Annotated in this window: 18 protein-coding genes and 1 pseudogene; 13 read left to right on the top strand and 6 right to left on the bottom strand. The window is 47.4% G+C overall.

Features of this window, described 5'->3' with window-relative positions; all coding sequences use genetic code 11:
- Positions 1 to 43: 43 nt before the first annotated feature.
- Positions 44 to 1,210, top strand: coding sequence for a transglycosylase SLT domain-containing protein (locus tag AAW31_RS00780; RefSeq protein ID WP_052751982.1), 1,167 nt, complete (start codon positions 44 to 46; stop codon positions 1,208 to 1,210).
- Positions 1,211 to 1,481: 271 nt separating this feature from the next.
- On the opposite strand, the gene AAW31_RS00775 is transcribed toward AAW31_RS00780, so the two are convergent.
- Positions 1,482 to 2,945 carry a M17 family metallopeptidase gene (locus AAW31_RS00775; RefSeq protein ID WP_046851376.1) on the bottom strand — a complete coding sequence of 488 codons (1,464 nt, stop codon included), beginning with the start codon at positions 2,943 to 2,945 and terminating at the stop codon, positions 1,482 to 1,484.
- Between the two features lie 96 nt (positions 2,946 to 3,041).
- Between AAW31_RS00775 and AAW31_RS00770 the strand changes: the two genes are divergently transcribed.
- From AAW31_RS00770 to AAW31_RS00755, 3 genes are all read left to right on the top strand, one after another.
- A complete protein-coding gene (locus tag AAW31_RS00770) occupies positions 3,042 to 3,836 on the top strand; it encodes a thymidylate synthase (RefSeq protein ID WP_046848784.1) in 795 nt (264 codons plus the stop codon).
- Entirely contained in the window at positions 3,833 to 4,342 is a 510-nt protein-coding gene (locus AAW31_RS00765) for a dihydrofolate reductase (protein ID WP_046848783.1), read from the top strand. Before AAW31_RS00770 ends, AAW31_RS00765 begins: the two co-directional genes overlap by 4 nt.
- A 435-nt stretch (positions 4,343 to 4,777) precedes the next feature.
- Complete coding sequence (locus AAW31_RS00755; RefSeq protein ID WP_046848781.1) at positions 4,778 to 5,785, top strand: PIN domain-containing protein; 1,008 nt, start codon at positions 4,778 to 4,780, stop codon at positions 5,783 to 5,785.
- Between the two features lie 205 nt (positions 5,786 to 5,990).
- Here the strand turns inward: AAW31_RS00755 and AAW31_RS00750 are convergent, their stop codons facing one another.
- Together AAW31_RS00750 and tmpT are read right to left on the bottom strand one after the other, a co-directional pair.
- Positions 5,991 to 6,815: a sulfite exporter TauE/SafE family protein gene (locus AAW31_RS00750; protein ID WP_235264437.1), complete on the bottom strand. Its 825-nt coding sequence runs from the start codon at positions 6,813 to 6,815 to the stop codon at positions 5,991 to 5,993.
- A complete protein-coding gene (tmpT, locus tag AAW31_RS00745) occupies positions 6,812 to 7,456 on the bottom strand; it encodes a thiopurine S-methyltransferase (RefSeq protein WP_046848780.1) in 645 nt (214 codons plus the stop codon). The genes AAW31_RS00750 and tmpT overlap by 4 nt, the downstream gene beginning before the upstream one ends.
- Before the next feature lie 127 nt (positions 7,457 to 7,583).
- Here tmpT and AAW31_RS00740 point away from each other — a divergent pair, with 127 nt between their 5' ends.
- Positions 7,584 to 8,024, top strand: coding sequence for a helix-turn-helix domain-containing protein (locus AAW31_RS00740; RefSeq protein ID WP_046848779.1), 441 nt, complete (start codon positions 7,584 to 7,586; stop codon positions 8,022 to 8,024).
- 131 nt (positions 8,025 to 8,155) lie between these two features.
- On the opposite strand, the gene AAW31_RS00735 is transcribed toward AAW31_RS00740, so the two are convergent.
- The 3 genes from AAW31_RS00735 to AAW31_RS00725 form a co-directional block, all read right to left on the bottom strand.
- A complete protein-coding gene (locus tag AAW31_RS00735) occupies positions 8,156 to 8,830 on the bottom strand; it encodes a DUF4126 domain-containing protein (protein WP_046848778.1) in 675 nt (224 codons plus the stop codon).
- Between the two features lie 124 nt (positions 8,831 to 8,954).
- On the bottom strand, positions 8,955 to 9,962 hold the full coding sequence (glk, locus tag AAW31_RS00730; RefSeq protein WP_046848777.1) for a glucokinase: 1,008 nt from the start codon (positions 9,960 to 9,962) through the stop codon (positions 8,955 to 8,957).
- Positions 9,959 to 10,741 (bottom strand): M90 family metallopeptidase, encoded by a 783-nt coding sequence (locus tag AAW31_RS00725; RefSeq protein WP_046848776.1) that lies wholly within the window; start codon positions 10,739 to 10,741, stop codon positions 9,959 to 9,961. The genes glk and AAW31_RS00725 overlap by 4 nt, the downstream gene beginning before the upstream one ends.
- 260 nt (positions 10,742 to 11,001) lie before the next feature.
- Between AAW31_RS00725 and AAW31_RS00720 the strand changes: the two genes are divergently transcribed.
- The 8 genes and pseudogenes from AAW31_RS00720 to AAW31_RS22435 form a co-directional block, all read left to right on the top strand.
- Positions 11,002 to 11,511, top strand: a complete 510-nt coding sequence (locus AAW31_RS00720) for an SRPBCC family protein (protein ID WP_046848775.1) — start codon at positions 11,002 to 11,004, stop codon at positions 11,509 to 11,511.
- Positions 11,512 to 11,610: 99 nt separating this feature from the next.
- Positions 11,611 to 12,645, top strand: coding sequence for a methyltransferase (locus AAW31_RS00715; protein ID WP_046848774.1), 1,035 nt, complete (start codon positions 11,611 to 11,613; stop codon positions 12,643 to 12,645).
- A 328-nt stretch (positions 12,646 to 12,973) separates the two neighbouring features.
- Positions 12,974 to 13,555 (top strand): DJ-1/PfpI family protein, encoded by a 582-nt coding sequence (locus AAW31_RS00710; protein ID WP_046848773.1) that lies wholly within the window; start codon positions 12,974 to 12,976, stop codon positions 13,553 to 13,555.
- A 117-nt stretch (positions 13,556 to 13,672) separates the two neighbouring features.
- A complete protein-coding gene (locus AAW31_RS00705) occupies positions 13,673 to 14,554 on the top strand; it encodes a hypothetical protein (protein ID WP_046848772.1) in 882 nt (293 codons plus the stop codon).
- Between the two features lie 3 nt (positions 14,555 to 14,557).
- Positions 14,558 to 15,598 carry an RNA 3'-terminal phosphate cyclase gene (rtcA, locus tag AAW31_RS00700; RefSeq protein WP_046848771.1) on the top strand — a complete coding sequence of 347 codons (1,041 nt, stop codon included), beginning with the start codon at positions 14,558 to 14,560 and terminating at the stop codon, positions 15,596 to 15,598.
- On the top strand, positions 15,595 to 15,864 hold the full coding sequence (locus tag AAW31_RS00695; protein ID WP_046848770.1) for a DUF504 domain-containing protein: 270 nt from the start codon (positions 15,595 to 15,597) through the stop codon (positions 15,862 to 15,864). Before rtcA ends, AAW31_RS00695 begins: the two co-directional genes overlap by 4 nt.
- Complete coding sequence (locus AAW31_RS00690; RefSeq protein ID WP_046848769.1) at positions 15,861 to 16,730, top strand: M28 family peptidase; 870 nt, start codon at positions 15,861 to 15,863, stop codon at positions 16,728 to 16,730. Before AAW31_RS00695 ends, AAW31_RS00690 begins: the two co-directional genes overlap by 4 nt.
- A gap of 127 nt (positions 16,731 to 16,857) precedes the next feature.
- Positions 16,858 to 17,826: pseudogene (locus AAW31_RS22435) on the top strand (IS3 family transposase); the annotation flags it as partial.
- Positions 17,827 to 17,888 lie beyond the last annotated feature (62 nt).

Genomic DNA, 17,888 nt, shown 5'->3' with positions numbered 1-17,888 from the left:
CATGCTAAGAAAAAAAATCTTACCAAATCTCATAGTTATACTTATGGTTAGTACCATACTGGCTTTCCTACCATCTACGACACAAGCACAGGAACCTTTAGGAAATAATAAAAAAGGCCATACCTCGGAAATAAAGAAAACAGTCGTCTCTTCAAATAACCGTTCAAATGATTTATGGGCACGTATCCGTAATGGATTTTCCCTTGCGAGCATGCGAAGCCAGGAAGTAAGCCATAACGAAAATCGTTTTGCCCGCCATCAAAAGTATATCGATCAAATCGTTGAGCGGAGCAGACGCTATCTATTCCATATTGTGGAAGAAGTGGAACGGCGTGGCATGCCCATGGAGGTGGCACTGATTCCTATTATCGAAAGTGCTTTTGATCCACTCGCCTATTCTTCTCAGCATGCATCCGGTCTCTGGCAGATTATTCCCTCTACTGGGAAAGCATTCGGGCTTGAACAAAACTGGTGGCATGATGAACGACGCGATGTCGTGGCCGCTACACGTGCTGCCTTGGACTATCTGCAGCGGCTTTATAAAATGTTTGGGGACTGGAAATTGACTTTAGCCGCCTATAATTGTGGAGAGGGCATGCTAAAAAGATATATCGATGAAAATTATAAAGAAAAGGAGCCTATTAATTTTCGTGACCTTCAGTTACCTACTGAAACCAAAAATCATGTGGCTAAGATATTTGCAATAAAGAATATTATTGCTAATCCAGAAAATTTTGGGATCAAGCTAAAACCGCTTCCTAACCGGCCCTATTTTGAACAAGTTGAAATTAATCAGCAAATTGATGTGAAGTTGGCAGCTGAGCTGGCGGATGTAACGGAAAATGAATTTACTGCACTTAATCCAGCCTACCATCGGCCGGTTATCAAAATTGACGATTCACCCCGCAAACTTTTATTGCCAGTCAATAAGGCAAAAACTTTTGTGGATAATCTGGAAAATTACGATAAATCGCTCGTGTCATGGCGAATTTATCGGGTGAAAGAAGCGGAAACTATGGAGGGTTTATCCAATCTGTACACCATCGATGTGGCTGAACTTGCAGAGATCAATGGGATTGCTGAAAATGGCATTGTGAGGAAGGGACAGATTTTATTAGTTCCTCGCAGCAAAAAGAGAAGTGGAGAAAAAAATTATCTGGCACAAAATAACGAGAGGGATAAGTATAATACTCTCTCGCCATTGAATTAATCAGATCACTTATTCCATTTCAAAATCAAAAACAGTGCGGCAAGGTGAAGCCGACAAAGTCAATTTTGATTTAGAAATGGAATTAGATAGCCTGTCAAGAAAGTGAGATGTTATACGCTACTGACAAGCGCGATGGAATCGGTATAAAAGAAATTAAATTATAGAACAGCTAATAGCAAACGTCTTTCTATCGATCAGGTACTCATCTTTAGAGGAGTCATTCAATAAATAAGATGCATTTATTGAACATTCTTAGAAGAATGAGCTCCCATTAGTTGCTAAGAAACTTTTGCAGAAAGGCGATGGACCAGGCAACGCCAAAGCCAGTGATATCGGTTCCCACAGCCCCCAGGCCACCTTTATGATGACAGGCGGAAAGATCCATGTGGAGCCAGGGCACATCGTCAATAAACCGGCTGAGGAAACGGGCTGCCAGAATATGGTCATAATCGCTATCCAACGTGCATTGTTTGATATCCGCGATTTTGCTTTCCAGATCAGCTTCGTAATCAGCATCCATAGGAAAAGCACAAACGCGTTCACCACTTGATTTTCCCACAGCGAGCGCTTTCTGAATCAGATGTTCGCGGTTACTGAAGATGCCGCTATAACGTGACCCCAATGCGGTATAAAGGCTACCCGTTAAGGTGGCAAAATCGATCATCAAATCGGGTTTTTGTTTTTCTGCCAAAGTCAACGTATCAGCAAGCACCAAGCGGCCTTCCGCATCAGTATGGATAATTTCTATTGTGGTCCCACTTAATGCCGTAATGACATCATTTTGCTTATAAGCACGGGGACTAATGTGATTTTGTGCAATCGCCAACCAGCAATCGATATTGATAGGTAAATCAGCTCGCGTTGCGGCGAGTAATACGCCGAGTGCAACCGCTGATCCGTTCATATCCTCATGCATGCCATGCATGAAACGCGCAGGCTTCAGATTATGCCCTCCTGTGTCATAGCAAATGCCTTTGCCGACCAGCGCGACGGTATTGCCTGATTTTTTTCCATTGCTGCGCTGTAAATGGACGATGGCCGCATCTTCGGTATCACTGCCCTGGGCTACCGCCACAAAAGCACCGGCGCCCAGCTTGCGTAGAGTAGCGAGGTCATATTCTTCATATTTCCAGTTTTCATTATGCGCAAGTTTTTCGATCTGCTCGCGATAGGTTTTGGGCGTTAACTCATTGGGCGGCAAGCCGGTCAATCCGCGCGCGAGCAAATTTCCCTCAGCCTGAGCGCGTAACAGTAAAAAATGGTCAGGGTCTTCATGTCCATATAAAATAATCGACTCAAGCGATTTTCTCTCAGCTCTCAGTTTGCGTACCGGTAAAACGGCACCATTGATCCAAGTGACATAAACGGCTAATTTTGCCAAGAGCTGTCTTTGATGCGCATTGCCATGAACCGATAGATGAATCTGAGTGGGTCCCTCTTCCAATAGCAGTTGCAGCGCTTTGCGAATCACGGTGTGCTGTTCAAAAACAGATTTATTAAAATCCACCATCACCCAGGTGCAGAGCGTACCATTTTGCAAATTGGCACAGACAGGTATTTCGCTAATCTCAGATAACTGCATCTCGCGCCGAAGCAGTAATGCCTTGAGCGCATATTCGCCAGGCAGATTCATTTTGCTGGGCAGTTTTTCCAGCTTGGGAAGGAGCGCCAGAATATGCGTGGCTTTAACAGATTCATCAATCGGTAAGTTATTTTGTAAAAGTGTTGCGAGCATCAGAATTCCTGCCAATATAGTTTGCGCTATTATATCTGCTATCCTAGCGATATTTAGAATGGTTTTTTTTATTACTGCATTATTTGTTAATTTTTCATGCATCAATATCTTGAACTTATGCGGCATGTGCTCGAGCACGGCCATCCAAAATCAGATCGTACCGGTACCGGCACGCTCTCTATTTTTGGCTATCAGATGCGTTTTGATCTGGCACGAGGTTTTCCGCTGGTCACGACCAAGAAGTGCCATGTCAAATCGATTATCCACGAATTACTCTGGTTTTTACGAGGCGACACCAACATAACCTATCTAAAAGAAAAGGGGGTCTCTATCTGGGACGAGTGGGCTGATGCAGACGGTAATCTTGGCCCCATTTATGGTCATCAATGGCGCTCCTGGTCAAGCCCCGGGGGAGGTGCAGTTGATCAAATTTCACAGGTGGTCGAGCAGATCAGGCACACCCCTGATTCCAGACGCATGATTGTTTCTGCCTGGAATGTGAATGATCTGAATAAAATGAAGCTGGCACCCTGTCATGTGCTGTTTCAGTTTTATGTGGCCGATGACAAGCTCTCCTGCCAGCTTTACCAGCGCAGCGCCGATATTTTTCTCGGGGTGCCGTTTAATATTGCTTCTTATGCCTTGCTCACTCTGATGATGGCGCAAGTTTGCGATTTAAAGCCGGGTGATTTTGTGCACTCGTTTGGCGATGCGCATCTTTACCTGAATCATCTTGAGCAGGCACGGGAACAGTTAGCGCGTGAACCAAGAAAGCAGCCCACCATGCGGCTCAACCCATTAGTAAAAGATATTTTTGCTTTTAATTATGACGATTTTATGCTGGATAATTACCATCCCCATCCAGCTATTAAAGCTCAGGTGGCAGTATGACAGCACAGCGTTTATCCATCCTGGTAGCCATGGCCACTAACCGCGTCATCGGTCGAAATAATGCGCTTCCCTGGCATCTGTCAGCCGACCTCAAACGCTTTAAAGCGCTTACCATGGGGCAAATACTCATCATGGGACGAAAAACCTATGAATCCATCGGCAGGCCACTGCCAGGGCGTATCAATATCATCGTCACGAGGCAGCCAGCTTTTTCAGTCCCGGGTACGGTAGTAACCGGCTCGATTGAGGAAGCATTGACCGCCTGTTTGCCTTATCCGGATAAGGAAATCTTCATTATTGGCGGTGCAGAACTTTACCAGCAGACACTGGCGTATTGCCAGCATATCTATCTTACCGAGATACAGCAGAATTTTGAGGGTGATACTTTTTTTCCTGAATTTGATCAAGATGAATGGTATGAATCCTCACGTGAGATCCATAGGTTAGAAGATGGAAGCAAACTGGAATACCATTTTGTGGTGCTGGAGCGTAAAACGGCTTTATAGAATAAAAATTGGGAGCTTGAGTAATTTAACGATGGTGGAAGAGGCGTCCGACAAGTTTTTGCCCGTCGTACCGTCTCTGGAGGAGGTGAATCCGGTTTGGCTGAATTACGATACGTTTTTGATGCAGATCCCAACTTTGTGCAATGGATCAATCCTATTATCTCACTGGTTGATGGAGACTAAGATCGAGATAGTTATAAAGTTACTTATCTGCGGTTTCTTGAGTAGCACGTGGCAACTATTCCCCCATTCTAAGGTGCGCAGGGTAGATGAATATACTCACGATGTGTTCTCTAGCCGGAATGAAAAGTGGCCAAGACTAACAAGAGAGATGCCTAACGAGACACTAAAGAGGGACGCCACAGAAAATATGGCGCTCCTTAGGTTTTACGTTAGAATCTTTGGCATAACTGCTTGATAATTAGGAAGATGCCCATGCACTACATGATGCTTGATACCTGCGTGTTATTAGATATATCTACTCGGAAAACGGATTTCCCTATAGTGTCCGCCTTAGAGGAGCTGGTGTCGACCGGAAATGTCAAGCTTGTTATCCCGGACCTCGCTGTGTCCGAGTTTAACAGAAACAAAGATAATGTTGCGGAGAAAACAACGAGACGGCTATCGCAGGAATTTAAACAAGTTAGAAGCGTTGTCGAGGAATTTAGTGGTAATAATAAAGGAACTGCTATAGAAGTTCTTAAAGAGGTGGGTTCTAGATTGCCGCTACTGTCAGAAGCTAACTATGCAACCATCTCGAGGGTTGAGCATCTGATAGAAAAATCGTTGAAGGTCGAGGCAACAGATAGTGCCAAGTTAGCGGCTGTCGCAAGAGCGCTTGATAAGCGAGCGCCCTTCCATATCAGTAAGAACTCCATGGCAGATGCAGTACTCATTGAGTTATTTACGGAGTTTGTTATTAATAACCAATCCGGCGGTGACGCGTTTGTCTTTGTTACGCACAATCACAACGATTTCTCTTCCAAAGATCATCGCGAGCCCCATCAGGATTTTTCTGAGATTTTTTCTAGCAGCAACGTTCACTACTTCAGCACCATATCATCCGCCATTAACTTTCTGGATGAAGGTATGCTAGAGGATGCTCAGTTTGAATATGACTTCGCGCAGGAAACTCGTAGTCTCCAAGAAATCCTTTCTGCTATGGATGAGCTGGTAGATAAGGTATGGTACAACCGTCATTGCAACCGGGCTTATCATATGAAAAATGGTAATATCCGCATCATTCCTGATGATGATAAAAGATACGGAAATGAGGTAATTCATGAGAGTATATGGAGAAGCGCTCTCGAAGCAGCTCGGAAGGTGGTAGAGAAATATGATGACACCGGCCCATGGGATGACTTTGAATGGGGGATACTAAACGGGAAGCTGTCAGCACCTCGCTGGGTCTTGGGTGACGAGTGGGATATGCTAGACACCTGATGCACTTGCCTTAAACTCGTGTAGGGCGTAATAGCGAAGCGTATTGCGCCGAATGTTAAACCTTGATCATGGCGCCGCATATGGCATATGACTTCGCCTACTATATCCTACGGCACTAATCGGAGTGATCTTGACATAGTCTGTAGTGTAACTTATTTTTATTGATTCGCGATACTTGGCCACATTCATTATATCTAATTATAAGTTAGTCCCAAGCAACTGATAAGCACATTTTTATACTCAATAACAACGACGTAACTGCGAATATTTTTTTCATATACCCTGCTGGCAAATTGTGTGATAAACGCACGCCAACAGGAGCAGCAATAATACTGGTGATAGATATAGTGATAAATGCTGGGGCGTAAAGGTAGCCAACCGTGTAAGGGATGTCCGATGTTGCAGACCAGCCACCTATCATATAGCCAGCCGCGCCCGCAATAGCAATCGGAAAGCCAATGGCTGCTGAGGTGCCAATGGCTTTTTTAAACTCAATATTTTTATAGCTCAGATAAAGAATGGTAAGCAAGCTGCCGCCCACCGCAGCCAGTGCAGAAATAGCACCAATACTCATGCCGACACTTATCAATGTATGATGTCTCATTGGTTTATTGCTGGGCTTAGGTTGCCATCCAATAAATATTTGCATTGCCACAAGTCCCATAAAAAAGGCAAAAAACAGCGCTATATAAGCCACATTGACCTTGGCAGCAACCTGACTAGCGGCATAAGCACCCACAAGAATCCCCAATGTCATGCCGCCCACTACTTTCCACTCTACGGATCCCCTTGCGTTGTGTGCCCGGGTGCTTACCGCTGAGGTGACAATCATGCATGTCAACGCTGTGCCCAGCGCCAAATGGACAGGCTGACCTGTACCAATCCCTTGGTAAGCAAACAAAGATGCCAGCAGCGGAACCAGTATTCCGCTACCACCTACACCAAATAACCCCGACATAAAGCCAACTAAGGCGCCCAGAGCGGCGTATAACAGAAGCCATTCAATGCTCAGCATATGAACTGCAGTCATGTCTTTTTCCTTTGAAGAAGCCATATAACAGTTGATGCCTCCACTTTTCCCTTGAGGCCGCCCGCGATTTGATCTTGCGCCATCTGCTGCAGCTGATAAGTTCCGCCATAATGCTGCTTCAATTCTTTTTCCGGAACTGAAAATGGCGGACCATCATATAAGTGCTGGTCATATTCATAGGTGATCAGCAACTGCGGAGTTGCATGAGTGAGCACTATCAGATGTGCCGCATATCGGTTGCGCATGTGCTCTGGCAGTGCTACTAAAGCCGCTCTGTCATAGATGGCATCAACTGCGCCGAGCAGGCTGCTAGTTAAGTCGAATATATCACCAACCCAGATATCGATATTTTTTGCGCTGTAGCGAGACAGCGCTCCAACTGGGGTGATTTCCGGTACTAAACCCAGCGCTGCAAACAGTTCGTTTATTGCGATCGAACTCAGCTCTGCACCGACAATTCGATAGTTATTTGCAAGCAACCAGGCAATGTCAAGCGTTTTACCGCACAAAGGTAGAAAGAGTCTGGCCCCTTTTGTCAGGTTCAATCTGCTCAAATGCTCAACCAACGCCGGATGGACTTGGCTTTCATGAAAACCAATTTCACCCTGTTGCCATCTTTGATGCCAGTAACTCGCTTCCATATTATTTCCTCATATTTTCAATTTATCCGTTACCAGAAAGCCAACTTTAATGTTGTTTTAGGTGGTGTTCTAAAGTACGATACAAGTTCAAGTTGACTTTAAGTCAAGTGGTTTAATAGGAATCTTTATGGACATTGCAGAGATTGCTAAGGCATCGGGGTTGCCGGCCTCGACATTACGGTATTACGAAGAGAAAGGGCTTATTCAATCTTACGGCCGCAGTGGTTTGCGGCGGCTATTTCATGCTGATATTCTGCAGAGGCTGGCGCTGATTTCATTGGCACGTAGCGCTGGGTTTTCACTTGAAGAGATTTCGGAAATGTTTACCCCTCAGGGACCTGAAATCAATAGGCAACTGCTTTTAACGAGGGCTGACGAATTGGACAGAAAAATAAAAGAATTAACTTCTATGCGCGACAGCCTCCGTCATGCAGCGGTATGTAGCGCCCCCAGTCATTTCGAGTGTTCAAAATTCCTTCGTCTTCTAAAGGTTGCAGGGAAAAACCGCTTCAGGCCTGCAAATAAATTTTCTAAGAATAAATCTACGGGTAAAGCACAGAAAACTTGAAGCAGGAGACTGTTTTTACTCTCCTTATAATTCATGAGTCTCACCAGACAATGCTATTAGAATGAAATGGTATTTACCATGGAAGAGTGCATGAAGTGCATTTAAGAAGCACTCTCCGGATTTTGAGAACTCTATTTGCCCTCATGCTTGCTTTCAGTAAATGACGCAGCGCCATGACCAGTTTCAGTAGCGCTAGCGTTTGTCATTCCAAAGAATTTACCTATTCTGAGTAACACCCCTCTAATAAATTTCCACAATTTGGGCAATAGCCAGATGGCTAGGCCAATAAAAATAATGAACAGGATCAGAAATAATATGGGGTGATTCAATGCAGTCCATAAGCCACCTAGCACCAGTAAATCTTCACTGATGGAGGCAGACCAGTTTGTGACTGGCTCGGGTGAGGTATTAAGCATCAAGCGTGTGCCCGTCTTGGTGGCGTGACTGGTAGCGGCGACGCCACCGCCCAGAATGCCTGCGGCGATTTCCATTGCAGGGGACACATCACCCACCGTACCGGCTGCCAGCATGGCGCCTGCAGGGATGCGGACAAAAGTGTGCAGGGTGTCCCAGGCGCTATCCAGGCCGGGTATTTTATCGATAAAAAACTGTACTACATACATCACCGCCGCTGCGCCGATCACCAGTGGATTTTCTAGCACGCTGAGTTCGGCTGGTAAGTTGATATTGTCTGTGGCACCTCCGAGGCCCAGCACCAGCATAACGGCATATAAATTAATGCCGCTTGCCCACGATGCGCCCATGGTGAGCGCCAAAGTGGCCATTAATGCTTCATAACTACCCATATTGCTCTACCTTTTTAATCATGTGTTTTTTTCCAAACCCAATCTGACTCTTTGTCGGTCTGCCTGCGCGTCTGTTGCCTCGAATATGTTTTTCTATACCGGTTAACGCGACTGATTTGATTAATCAAGTGCTAGCTCCCATTAACCGTTGCGCTTCGAGACCGGCGCCTAACAAGCCCACTTGCGGGTTCATGATGACATAGACTGGAATTTCACTCATCATTTCGGAGTATCGCCCTTTATGGCGGAAGGCATGCATGAAATTGCCCGTCAGCAAGGTGTCAATGATTTTGGGTGCGATCCCGCCAGCAATATAGACGCCGCCTCGGCATAATCCCAGCAGCGCCAGATTGCCCGCGTAGGCGCCATAAATTTCAACAAACAACTCAAATGCTTGCAGAGCGATCGGGTGCTTTTGCTCATAGGCCAGCTGCGCGATGACGGCGCCGCTGTCTTCCTTTAATTCCTCAGCAATGATCCCGGGAAATCTGGTTGGGTCGCTTTGCAGGAAATTGAAGATATTAGTCAACCCCGGTCCTGAAAGAACCCGCTCGACTGAGACGTGATCAAATTTTTTCATCAGATAATCCAGTAATTCCATCTGCAAGGAGGTGGCAGGGGCGAATTCAATGTGCCCTCCTTCTGTAGATAACGGAATATAACGATCGCCTTGCCAATGAAGCCAGGCGACGCCCATACCGGTCCCCGCGCCTAACACTACCCGCATTGCTTGCCTCTCTGCTATCCCCCATTGCAGCGCTGCCAGATCATTCAGGCATAACTTTTCAATACCTAATGCGATCGCTTCGAAATCATTGATCAGCTTTACCTTGGGAATAGAAAATTTGGCTGCAAGAGCGGATGCGTCCATCAACCAGGGTAAATTGGTCAGTTTGGCTCGTTGCGACATGATTGGGCCTGCTATGCCAAAACAAGCTGATATTGGAAAGTGGCCGGCTTGATTCAGTTCCGCTTTGTCCAGAAAATCGGCGAGTATCATGTCGAAATCAGGATAAGCCTGGCTGTCATAACGCCGTTCGTAATATAAATCCGTTTTATTACCGTCGGCTACTTCTGCACGCAATAATGTCTTGGTGCCACCGATATCACCATAAATAAAATAGTTGTTCACAAGTTAACTCCTGTTGGCCATCGCATCGCTGGGTTCTGGCGATAGAAGGCAGACAATTGCTGATAGACTTGAGGAAAATATTGTTGTATTGCATATGGCTTGACAAAAAAAGCTTCACTCATGACTGCAAAGAATTCTGCCGGACTGGTAGCGGCATAAGGATCGATAACCAGCTCATCTCCTTTATCGAGCTGCTTACAGCAAGCCTCAAAAGCTTGCTTAAAGGCCGCAGTCCAGGCGCGTGGATCCATATTTCTGTGCAGTGGAGGACAGCCATTGGCTGTCCCATTCAACATATCCAGCTTATGTGCAAACTCATGTATTACCACATTATATCCCTGTTTATTATTGGTATTGTTGACATCTTCCCATGAAAGGATGACGGGTCCAGCTAGCCATGATTCGCCTGATGCGGCCATGTGTACAGCGTGAACGATGCCCATTTCATCGGTATATTCATAATCAAGAATGAATTCTCCTGGATAGACGATGATTTCCAGCCAGTTGCGATAATAGTCCAGATCAAGTTCCAAAATCAGCATACAGGCCTGGATCGCGATCATTACGCGCATTTCTTCCGTGACGATGAGACCCTGCGCGCCATTTATTTTTTTGTCGTGCAGGAAAATGCTCGTCCATTGCCGCAGCTGTAGGGTTTCAGGCTGGGTCAATCCTTGCAGAAAGTGCACGCGTGCTAGCACATTCTGCCAGATGGCTTCAGCGATCGGTTCATGCTGGAAGATATAGTTTCGCCACCACTTTTTCAGTTTCCATATCATAAGCTATCAAGAGGTTCAGGAAGAAGGTTTTAGTTATTTATGTTAAGCATGAACTGATTATACGAGCGAGCTGGTTCAAGCAATATTTTTATATGAAGAGCTTGAAACTGATCTCTGATTCGTTTAAGGTCTAGACTCATCGTCAAGAAATTGGCTGAAAAGTTATGAACAAATCTGTTAGCGAAGCTTCATTTTAGCGGAGTTTCATTCTTCGCAGATGCTGAGTCGGACATCAACTAGCCAGAAGGAACTCTTGTAACATGTTCAATTTAGGCAACATGCTCAACTTGGGCTCTACAGAACCGATCATAGGAAGAGCTTCCACTTTAGTGGAATGTTCGACGAAAGATCTCTTCAAATATCTGGGTGAGGATCTGTTCCAGAATTACCCAAAATGGTCGCCGGAGGTTCAAGAGCTTGAGCAACTCACACCAGGTCCAGTACAACTGGGTACGCTTGGGCGGCAAGTGCGTCTTGATATGGGGCGCCGTAGCGAATCACGCTTCAAAATTTTTACTTTTGAACCGGGTGTACGCTTGGTATTGGCCGGTGTATCTGATCCCTTTCGCTGTACCTATGAATTGCAGGATATGAATCTGGAGAAATCTACTAAACTGACGTTTTCTTTTGAGCTGCTGGAATTATTAGTTGTCATGCGGCCTTTCGAGGGATTAGTTCGTTCTGCTATAAAAGATGGGGCTGAACGTACCGTTCAGAATATCAAGCGCCTGGTAGAGGCAGAAAAATCAATGGAAAGTTCTGCAACCTGAGCAGTATAGAAGCACAAAGATTGGTTAATTATTGATAAAAAATACATCCTGACGATTGACCCGTTCTGTCAGTCACTTGTAGTCAGAAAAGGAGAATTCATGGCGCGAGATATTTTTTCCAGTATTCAGGTACCGCAGGTGGATGACCGTCCACTCTGGGATGTGGTCTTTGCAATTTATGGTTATCCAGCCTTGTTACTGGCGCATCGGTTGAAAATTTTTCCTTTATTAGCTCAAAATTCCCATACTTTGCCGGAAATTTGCAAGGCACTGAACATAGCGCAGCGTCCGGCCGAAGCGATATTGACGACGGCAACTGCATTAGGCTTCTTATCCTTACAAGAGGGGCGCTATTCGCTGACCCCGGTTAGTAAGGAATATCTGCTCGAAGACAGTCCTAATTACTTCGGATTTTTTTGGGATCTGATGATCGACAATTACCAAGTATCTACCTATGCGGGTCTGGAGAAAGCTGCCCTTACCGATTCTGCCCAGGCATACGGAGGAGGCGATATTTTCAAATCTCATGAGGAGCAGATCGAATTGCTCCAACGCTTCACCTGCGGCATGCACAGTATCAGCATGACACCAGCGCTCGTTTGGCCACAAGTCATGGATTTATCCCAGCACCGGATGATGCTGGATATTGGGGGAGGTTCTGGCGCGCATTCGATTGGTGCGGCCTTGCGTTGGCCAGATTTACAGGCATATATCCTGGATTTCTCCCAGGTGTGTGAGATTGCGCAGAACTATATTACCCGGTACAAGCTGCAGGACCGCGTTAAAACGTGTGAGATCAATATCTGGCGCGATCAGTGGCCTGCTGCCGATCTGCACTTTTTCTCCAATATGTTTCACGATTGGTTGCCAGAAAAATGTCACTTTTTGATGGCGAAAAGTTTCAATAGTCTGGAATCGGGCGGACGGATCGTTATTCATGAGATGCTCTATAATGATGAAAAAACCGGTCCTTTCGCTGCCGCAGCATTCAGCATGATGATGCTGGGCTGGACTGAGGGCAAGCAATATTCCGGTCAGGAATTGTCAGCGATGCTCAGGGAAATCGGATTTGAGCAAATTCAAATTCAGAAAGCTTTTGGCTATTATAGTATCGTGAGTGGCCGTAAACCTTAGGCCTCGTCGTTAATTTCAACAAGAGAGCTGAGCATCGGTCCTGCTGCTGCAGGCACTCTCTTATCTTTATGATCAGCCAGTGATTCCATTTCTAAATGAAATATGACGCGAAGACGAGCTGCAGACCGTACCGATGAGACGGCAAGGCGAAGCTGACAAAGTCAGCTTTGATTTAGAAATGGAATTAACCGTGAGGTGCTATAACTGTTCGCAATTTCTCAGCATTAGCCAGCTTGGATGGACTATCGGTCGATCCATTACCGCATCCCATTCGCTACAATAGCTGCCAGAAAGATAACTCGCAAAACACAATAAAAAGGAGTTCATAATGAGTGCAAAGAAAATCTTGATGCTGGTAGGCGATTATGTGGAAGACTATGAGGTCATGGTCCCATTCCAAGCGCTGTTGATGGTGGGGCATACCGTCCATGCGGTCTGTCCTAAAAAGAAAGCGGGTGAGACTGTACGCACGGCCATACATGACTTTGAGGGAGATCAAACCTATAGCGAAAAGCCAGGCCACAACTTTACGTTGAATGCTACTTTTACCAAGGTTAAGGCAGAAGATTATGACGCGCTGCTCATTCCTGGCGGGCGCGCGCCTGAGTATATTCGTCTGAATGAAAAAGTCATCAAAATAGTGCAACATTTTTCAGAAGCGAACAAACCTATTGCTGCCATTTGCCATGGCGCGCAACTGCTGGTGGCAGCCGGAGTCATCGAGGGTAAGGCATGTTCTGCTTATCCGGCGGTAGCACCGGACGTCACACGTGCAGGTGGAAAGTACAGGGATATTCCAATGGATCAGGCCCATGTCGATGGCAAGCTGATTACTGCTCCGGGTTGGCCGGCACATCCTGACTGGCTCGCCAAATTCCTGCAAGTGCTGGGAACAAAGATTAAACCTTAGGATACACACCTATCTGGATGGCACTTGATGTAAAAAGAGAGGTCGAACAGGAAGATAACCCAAAAAATTAGACAGCTCAGCAAACACTTTTCCTAAAGAGGTACGGAGGGAAGACTCATGGCGAAGCTTAACATTGTGGTCATCGGCTTTGGGCGAGTAGGGCGTGCTTGTGCAATGGCATTACGTAATACCGATTATCTGGCATTGGCTGGGGTGGTTCGGCGTCCAGTTTCACCGATGAAATTGCCCGATCCACTTGGCAAGATTCCGGTAGTTACGCACATTCGTGACTTGAAGCGTGTTGATGTCGCCTTGATCTGTGTACCCGCAGAGATCGTCCTTGGCGTAGTACGCGAATTGCTCCAAGCAGAAATACCGATCGTTGAGAATGCGGTGCTGGAAGGGCCTTCACTTGAGACGCATTATGATGCCATCGGCAATGCGGCGCGCCATCATCATACGTGCGCTATTGTTGGGGCAGGATGGAACCCGGGCATGCTGCCTTTGTTCGAGCGCGCGTTTACCACCTTAATTCCTGATGGCCGCACCAAGCGCACCAGCCGACCAGGTGCGAGCCTTCATCATACCGAAATGGTAGAAAATATCGAAGGTATAAAAGGTGCACTTTCCACCGAGATGCGTGATGGGCAGGGGCAACTGACCCGCTATGTCTATGTTGAGTTCGCAAAGAACGTAAAGGACGTAGCGGGCTCAGGGAGGACGTCGCTCGATGAAGTTGAGGCTGCTCTCGCTGCTGATCCGCTCTTCGTCGGTGAGCAGACACGTGTGTTCGAAGTGGAAAGCATTGCCGCCCTGGAGGAGGAAGGCCGCGGTATCCTGCTCGAACGTACCGGTACTGAGCGAACAGGTGCGCATGCCACGTTGCTGCTGGAGGGACGGTTTGACGTTGCCACATTTGCCGCACGGGTGATGCTCGATGCCGCTCAACGTATTCCGAGCCTCAAGCCAGGCGCACACCGCTATTTTCTCTGGGGGTAACTTATGCTTGAGATTGATGGCAGTTATGGCGAAGGCGGTGGTCAGCTCCTGCGGCTTGCCGTCGCATTGTCTGCCATTACTGGTATCGATGTGCGTATTATGAATATTCGTACACGACGCGACAAACCCGGTCTTGCCGCACAGCACCTCGCCGGGGTGCACGCCGTGGGCAAGCTTTGCGGTGCGAACATCGAAGGCCTCGCCTTGCGATCAGACCAAATTGTTTTCGGACCGGCAACGCTTCAGGGTGGCGATTATCGCTTTGATGTAGGCACGGCAGGCAGCATTACGCTGGTGCTGCAAGCCTTGCTGCCGGTCATGCTGGCGACCCAGCTACCTTGCAAGGTGCATATCACCGGCGGTACTGACGTGCGGCAGGCACCCGCTGCGGATTACTTGCGTGCAGTGCTTATCCCGCTGATCAAACGACTCGGTGCACAAGTGACTATGTGCGTGCTACGCCGCGGCTACTATCCACAAGGTGGTGGCGAGATCGAGCTCGCAGTAAAGCCGGCAATGCTCTCATCCGCAGTGTTCGAGGCGTCTGGATACAGCAAAACCATCTCCGGGCTTGCGCACGTGACTAATCTTCCTGAGCATATTGCGCTACGAATGAAGCAGGCGGTACTTAACCGGCTTGGCACATACGGTACGCACGCGAGGATCGAGACGCAGGTTTTGGGTCGCGAAGCAGCTTTCGGTGCAGGTGGCGCTATCACCTGCTGGCTCGAGAGTGAGCATACTGTGCGGGGTGCAGCGCGGGTGGCAGAGTGGGGCGTCACTGCGGAGACGTTGGGTGAGGCTGTGGGGGAGGAGCTTGCTACAGATATTGCCGCGGGTGCTGCGCTCGATATCCACGCAGCTGATCAAATACTTGTTTATCTCGCGCTTCTAGGCGGTGGCTCATTCAGCACGCGTCATATCTCACTGCATGCGCGTACCGCGATGTGGCTGATTGAACAGTTCTTGCCGGTAACGTTCGAGGTAACTGAATCGTCAGATCTTGCATACATTACTGTGAGATTACGTAGAGAATCATCATGATTCCGATTCACGAGCTGCTCGCGCGCATCCGCTGGGATCCAGAATTCGGGAAGGGAAAATTTGAGCTTGCCTACGAGGATAAAATCGAGCACCAGCACAAGCGTATACCACTTGAGCGAATAATCATCGAGCCAGGTCAGCACTTTGCCTTCGAGGCGGAAGAGGAAGATGGCACATTGCATACTGTCCCGTTTCATCGGGTGCGAAAAGTTTGGCGAGATGGGATGATTATCTGGCAACGACATCCAGGGGGTAAAACAAAATGAAACCACTACTTGAACAACGGCTGCAGCTGCATGTTGAGAAGCTTGCAAGTGAGATCGGCGAACGCAACGTGTGGCAGCCGAAAGCGTTGTACGCTGCTGCCGACTATATTCGTGATACCTGGAGCCAGTTGGGTTATGAAGTTCACGCTCAGGGCTATGATGCAGGCGGCGTATGGAGCGAGAATCTCGAGATCGAGATACGCGGCAGGGAGCAGGCCAGTGAGATTGTGCTCGCTGGCGCACACTATGATACCGTGTCGGGCAGCCCGGGCGCAGATGACAACGCTTCCGGCGTCGCCGCGCTACTCGAGATCGCACGATTTCTCGTCGGAGCCAAACCTGAGCGCACACTGCGGCTAGTGGCGTTCGTGAATGAAGAATCGCCATTCTTCTATTTCGGTGAAATGGGAAGCAAGATTTATGCGCAGGCTGCACGTGAGCGACATGATAATATCCGTATCATGCTCTCGTTCGAGATGCTCGGCTGCTACAGCGAAGAGCCAGGCAGCCAGAGCTATCCTCCCTTACTGCGCTGGCTCTACCCTGATCGTGGCAATTTTATCGGCTTCGTGTCCAACCTCAACTCACGCCGTGCGCTCAAACAATTCGCGGCGGCGTTCGCTGCCAGCTCGGATTTTCCGTACGAGACGCTTGCCAGCCCCACCATCGTGCCGGGCGTTTCCTGGAGTGATCAGATTTCGTTCTGGCGGCAAGGCTATCAGGCAGTGATGGTCACCGATACAGCATTCTATCGCTACCCGCACTATCATCGGGCCAGTGATACCCCCGGAGAGCTCAACTATGTCGAGATGGCACGTGTAGTCGAAGGACTAACCGGCGCACTGACAGTGCTGGTAAAAGCATAATGATGACTTTGAAGTAATAATAGTTGCAGCTAACATTCGCATTAATCCTGCTATGTTGACGTGAGGTATGCTGAGTTTTATGGAGTCCAAAGTTTCATAAAATATAGACATGAAATGGAGGATATAGATGGAACAATTACCCCGAACACGATATAGCCAGGAATTTCGCGAGCAATCGGTCAAGTTTTTTAAAGAAAGTGGATTAACTCTGGTTGAAGCAGCAAAACGATTATCTTTACCTAAAGGAACGTTAAAGAACTGGGTTTATGCTGACCGGCAAGGCGAACTCACAACTGTAGGTAAAAAGCAGAACTCACTGACTGAGCTTGAACTGGAGTTATCCAGGATCAAACGTGAGCTGGCAGAAGTGAAGATGGAGAGAGATTTCATAAAAAAGTGTGCGGCCTATTTCGCGAAGGAGTCGCGGTGAGATACGGCATGATTGATACGCTGCGACAGCAATATCCGGTTGCACTTATGTGCCGTGTACTCGATGTTTCAGAGAGTGGTTTTCATGCCTGGAATACTCGCCCACCTTGTGAGCGTGAACAGAAAAATGCACGGCTGGTAATAGAAATACTGGCAGCACACCAACGCACCCGCGAGACCTACGGCGTGAAACGCTTGCATGTGAGCTGGTAGATCAGGGTGTGCAGATTACAGCATACCGTGTTCGAGCGCTTCGCAAGAAGCTAAATTTGCGTTGTAAGCAAAAGCGTAAATTCAAGGTCACGACCGATTCTAAACATCATTTACCGTTCGCTCCTAATATTTTGAAACGAGAGTTTGCTGTTAGCGCACCTGGCAAAGCGTGGGTCAGCGATATCACCATATTCCTACAGACGAAGGCTGGCTGTACCTGGCTGGCATAAAAGAGCTATTTAATGGCGAATTAATAGGCTATGCCATGAATGAGAGGATGACGACGGATCTGATTATACAGGCTTTGTTTCGCGCAACTGATAGAAAACTGCCAGAAAAGGGGTTGGTTCTTCACTCGGATCGTGGTAGCCAATATTGTGCGCATGATTACCAGGACAGATTGAAACAACTGGACATAGTCTCTTCCATGAGTGGCAAACGCGATTGCTGGGATACTCAGTTTAATATGTCATGGAATGCCTGACTTGATCTGACCCGTGCTGGGATTGGCGAAGT

It is taken from the genome of Nitrosomonas communis (assembly GCF_001007935.1).
GTDB classification, from domain to species: domain Bacteria; phylum Pseudomonadota; class Gammaproteobacteria; order Burkholderiales; family Nitrosomonadaceae; genus Nitrosomonas; species Nitrosomonas communis.
Note: the sequence above shows the minus strand (reverse complement) of the source record. Positions and strands in the feature narration are given on the sequence as shown.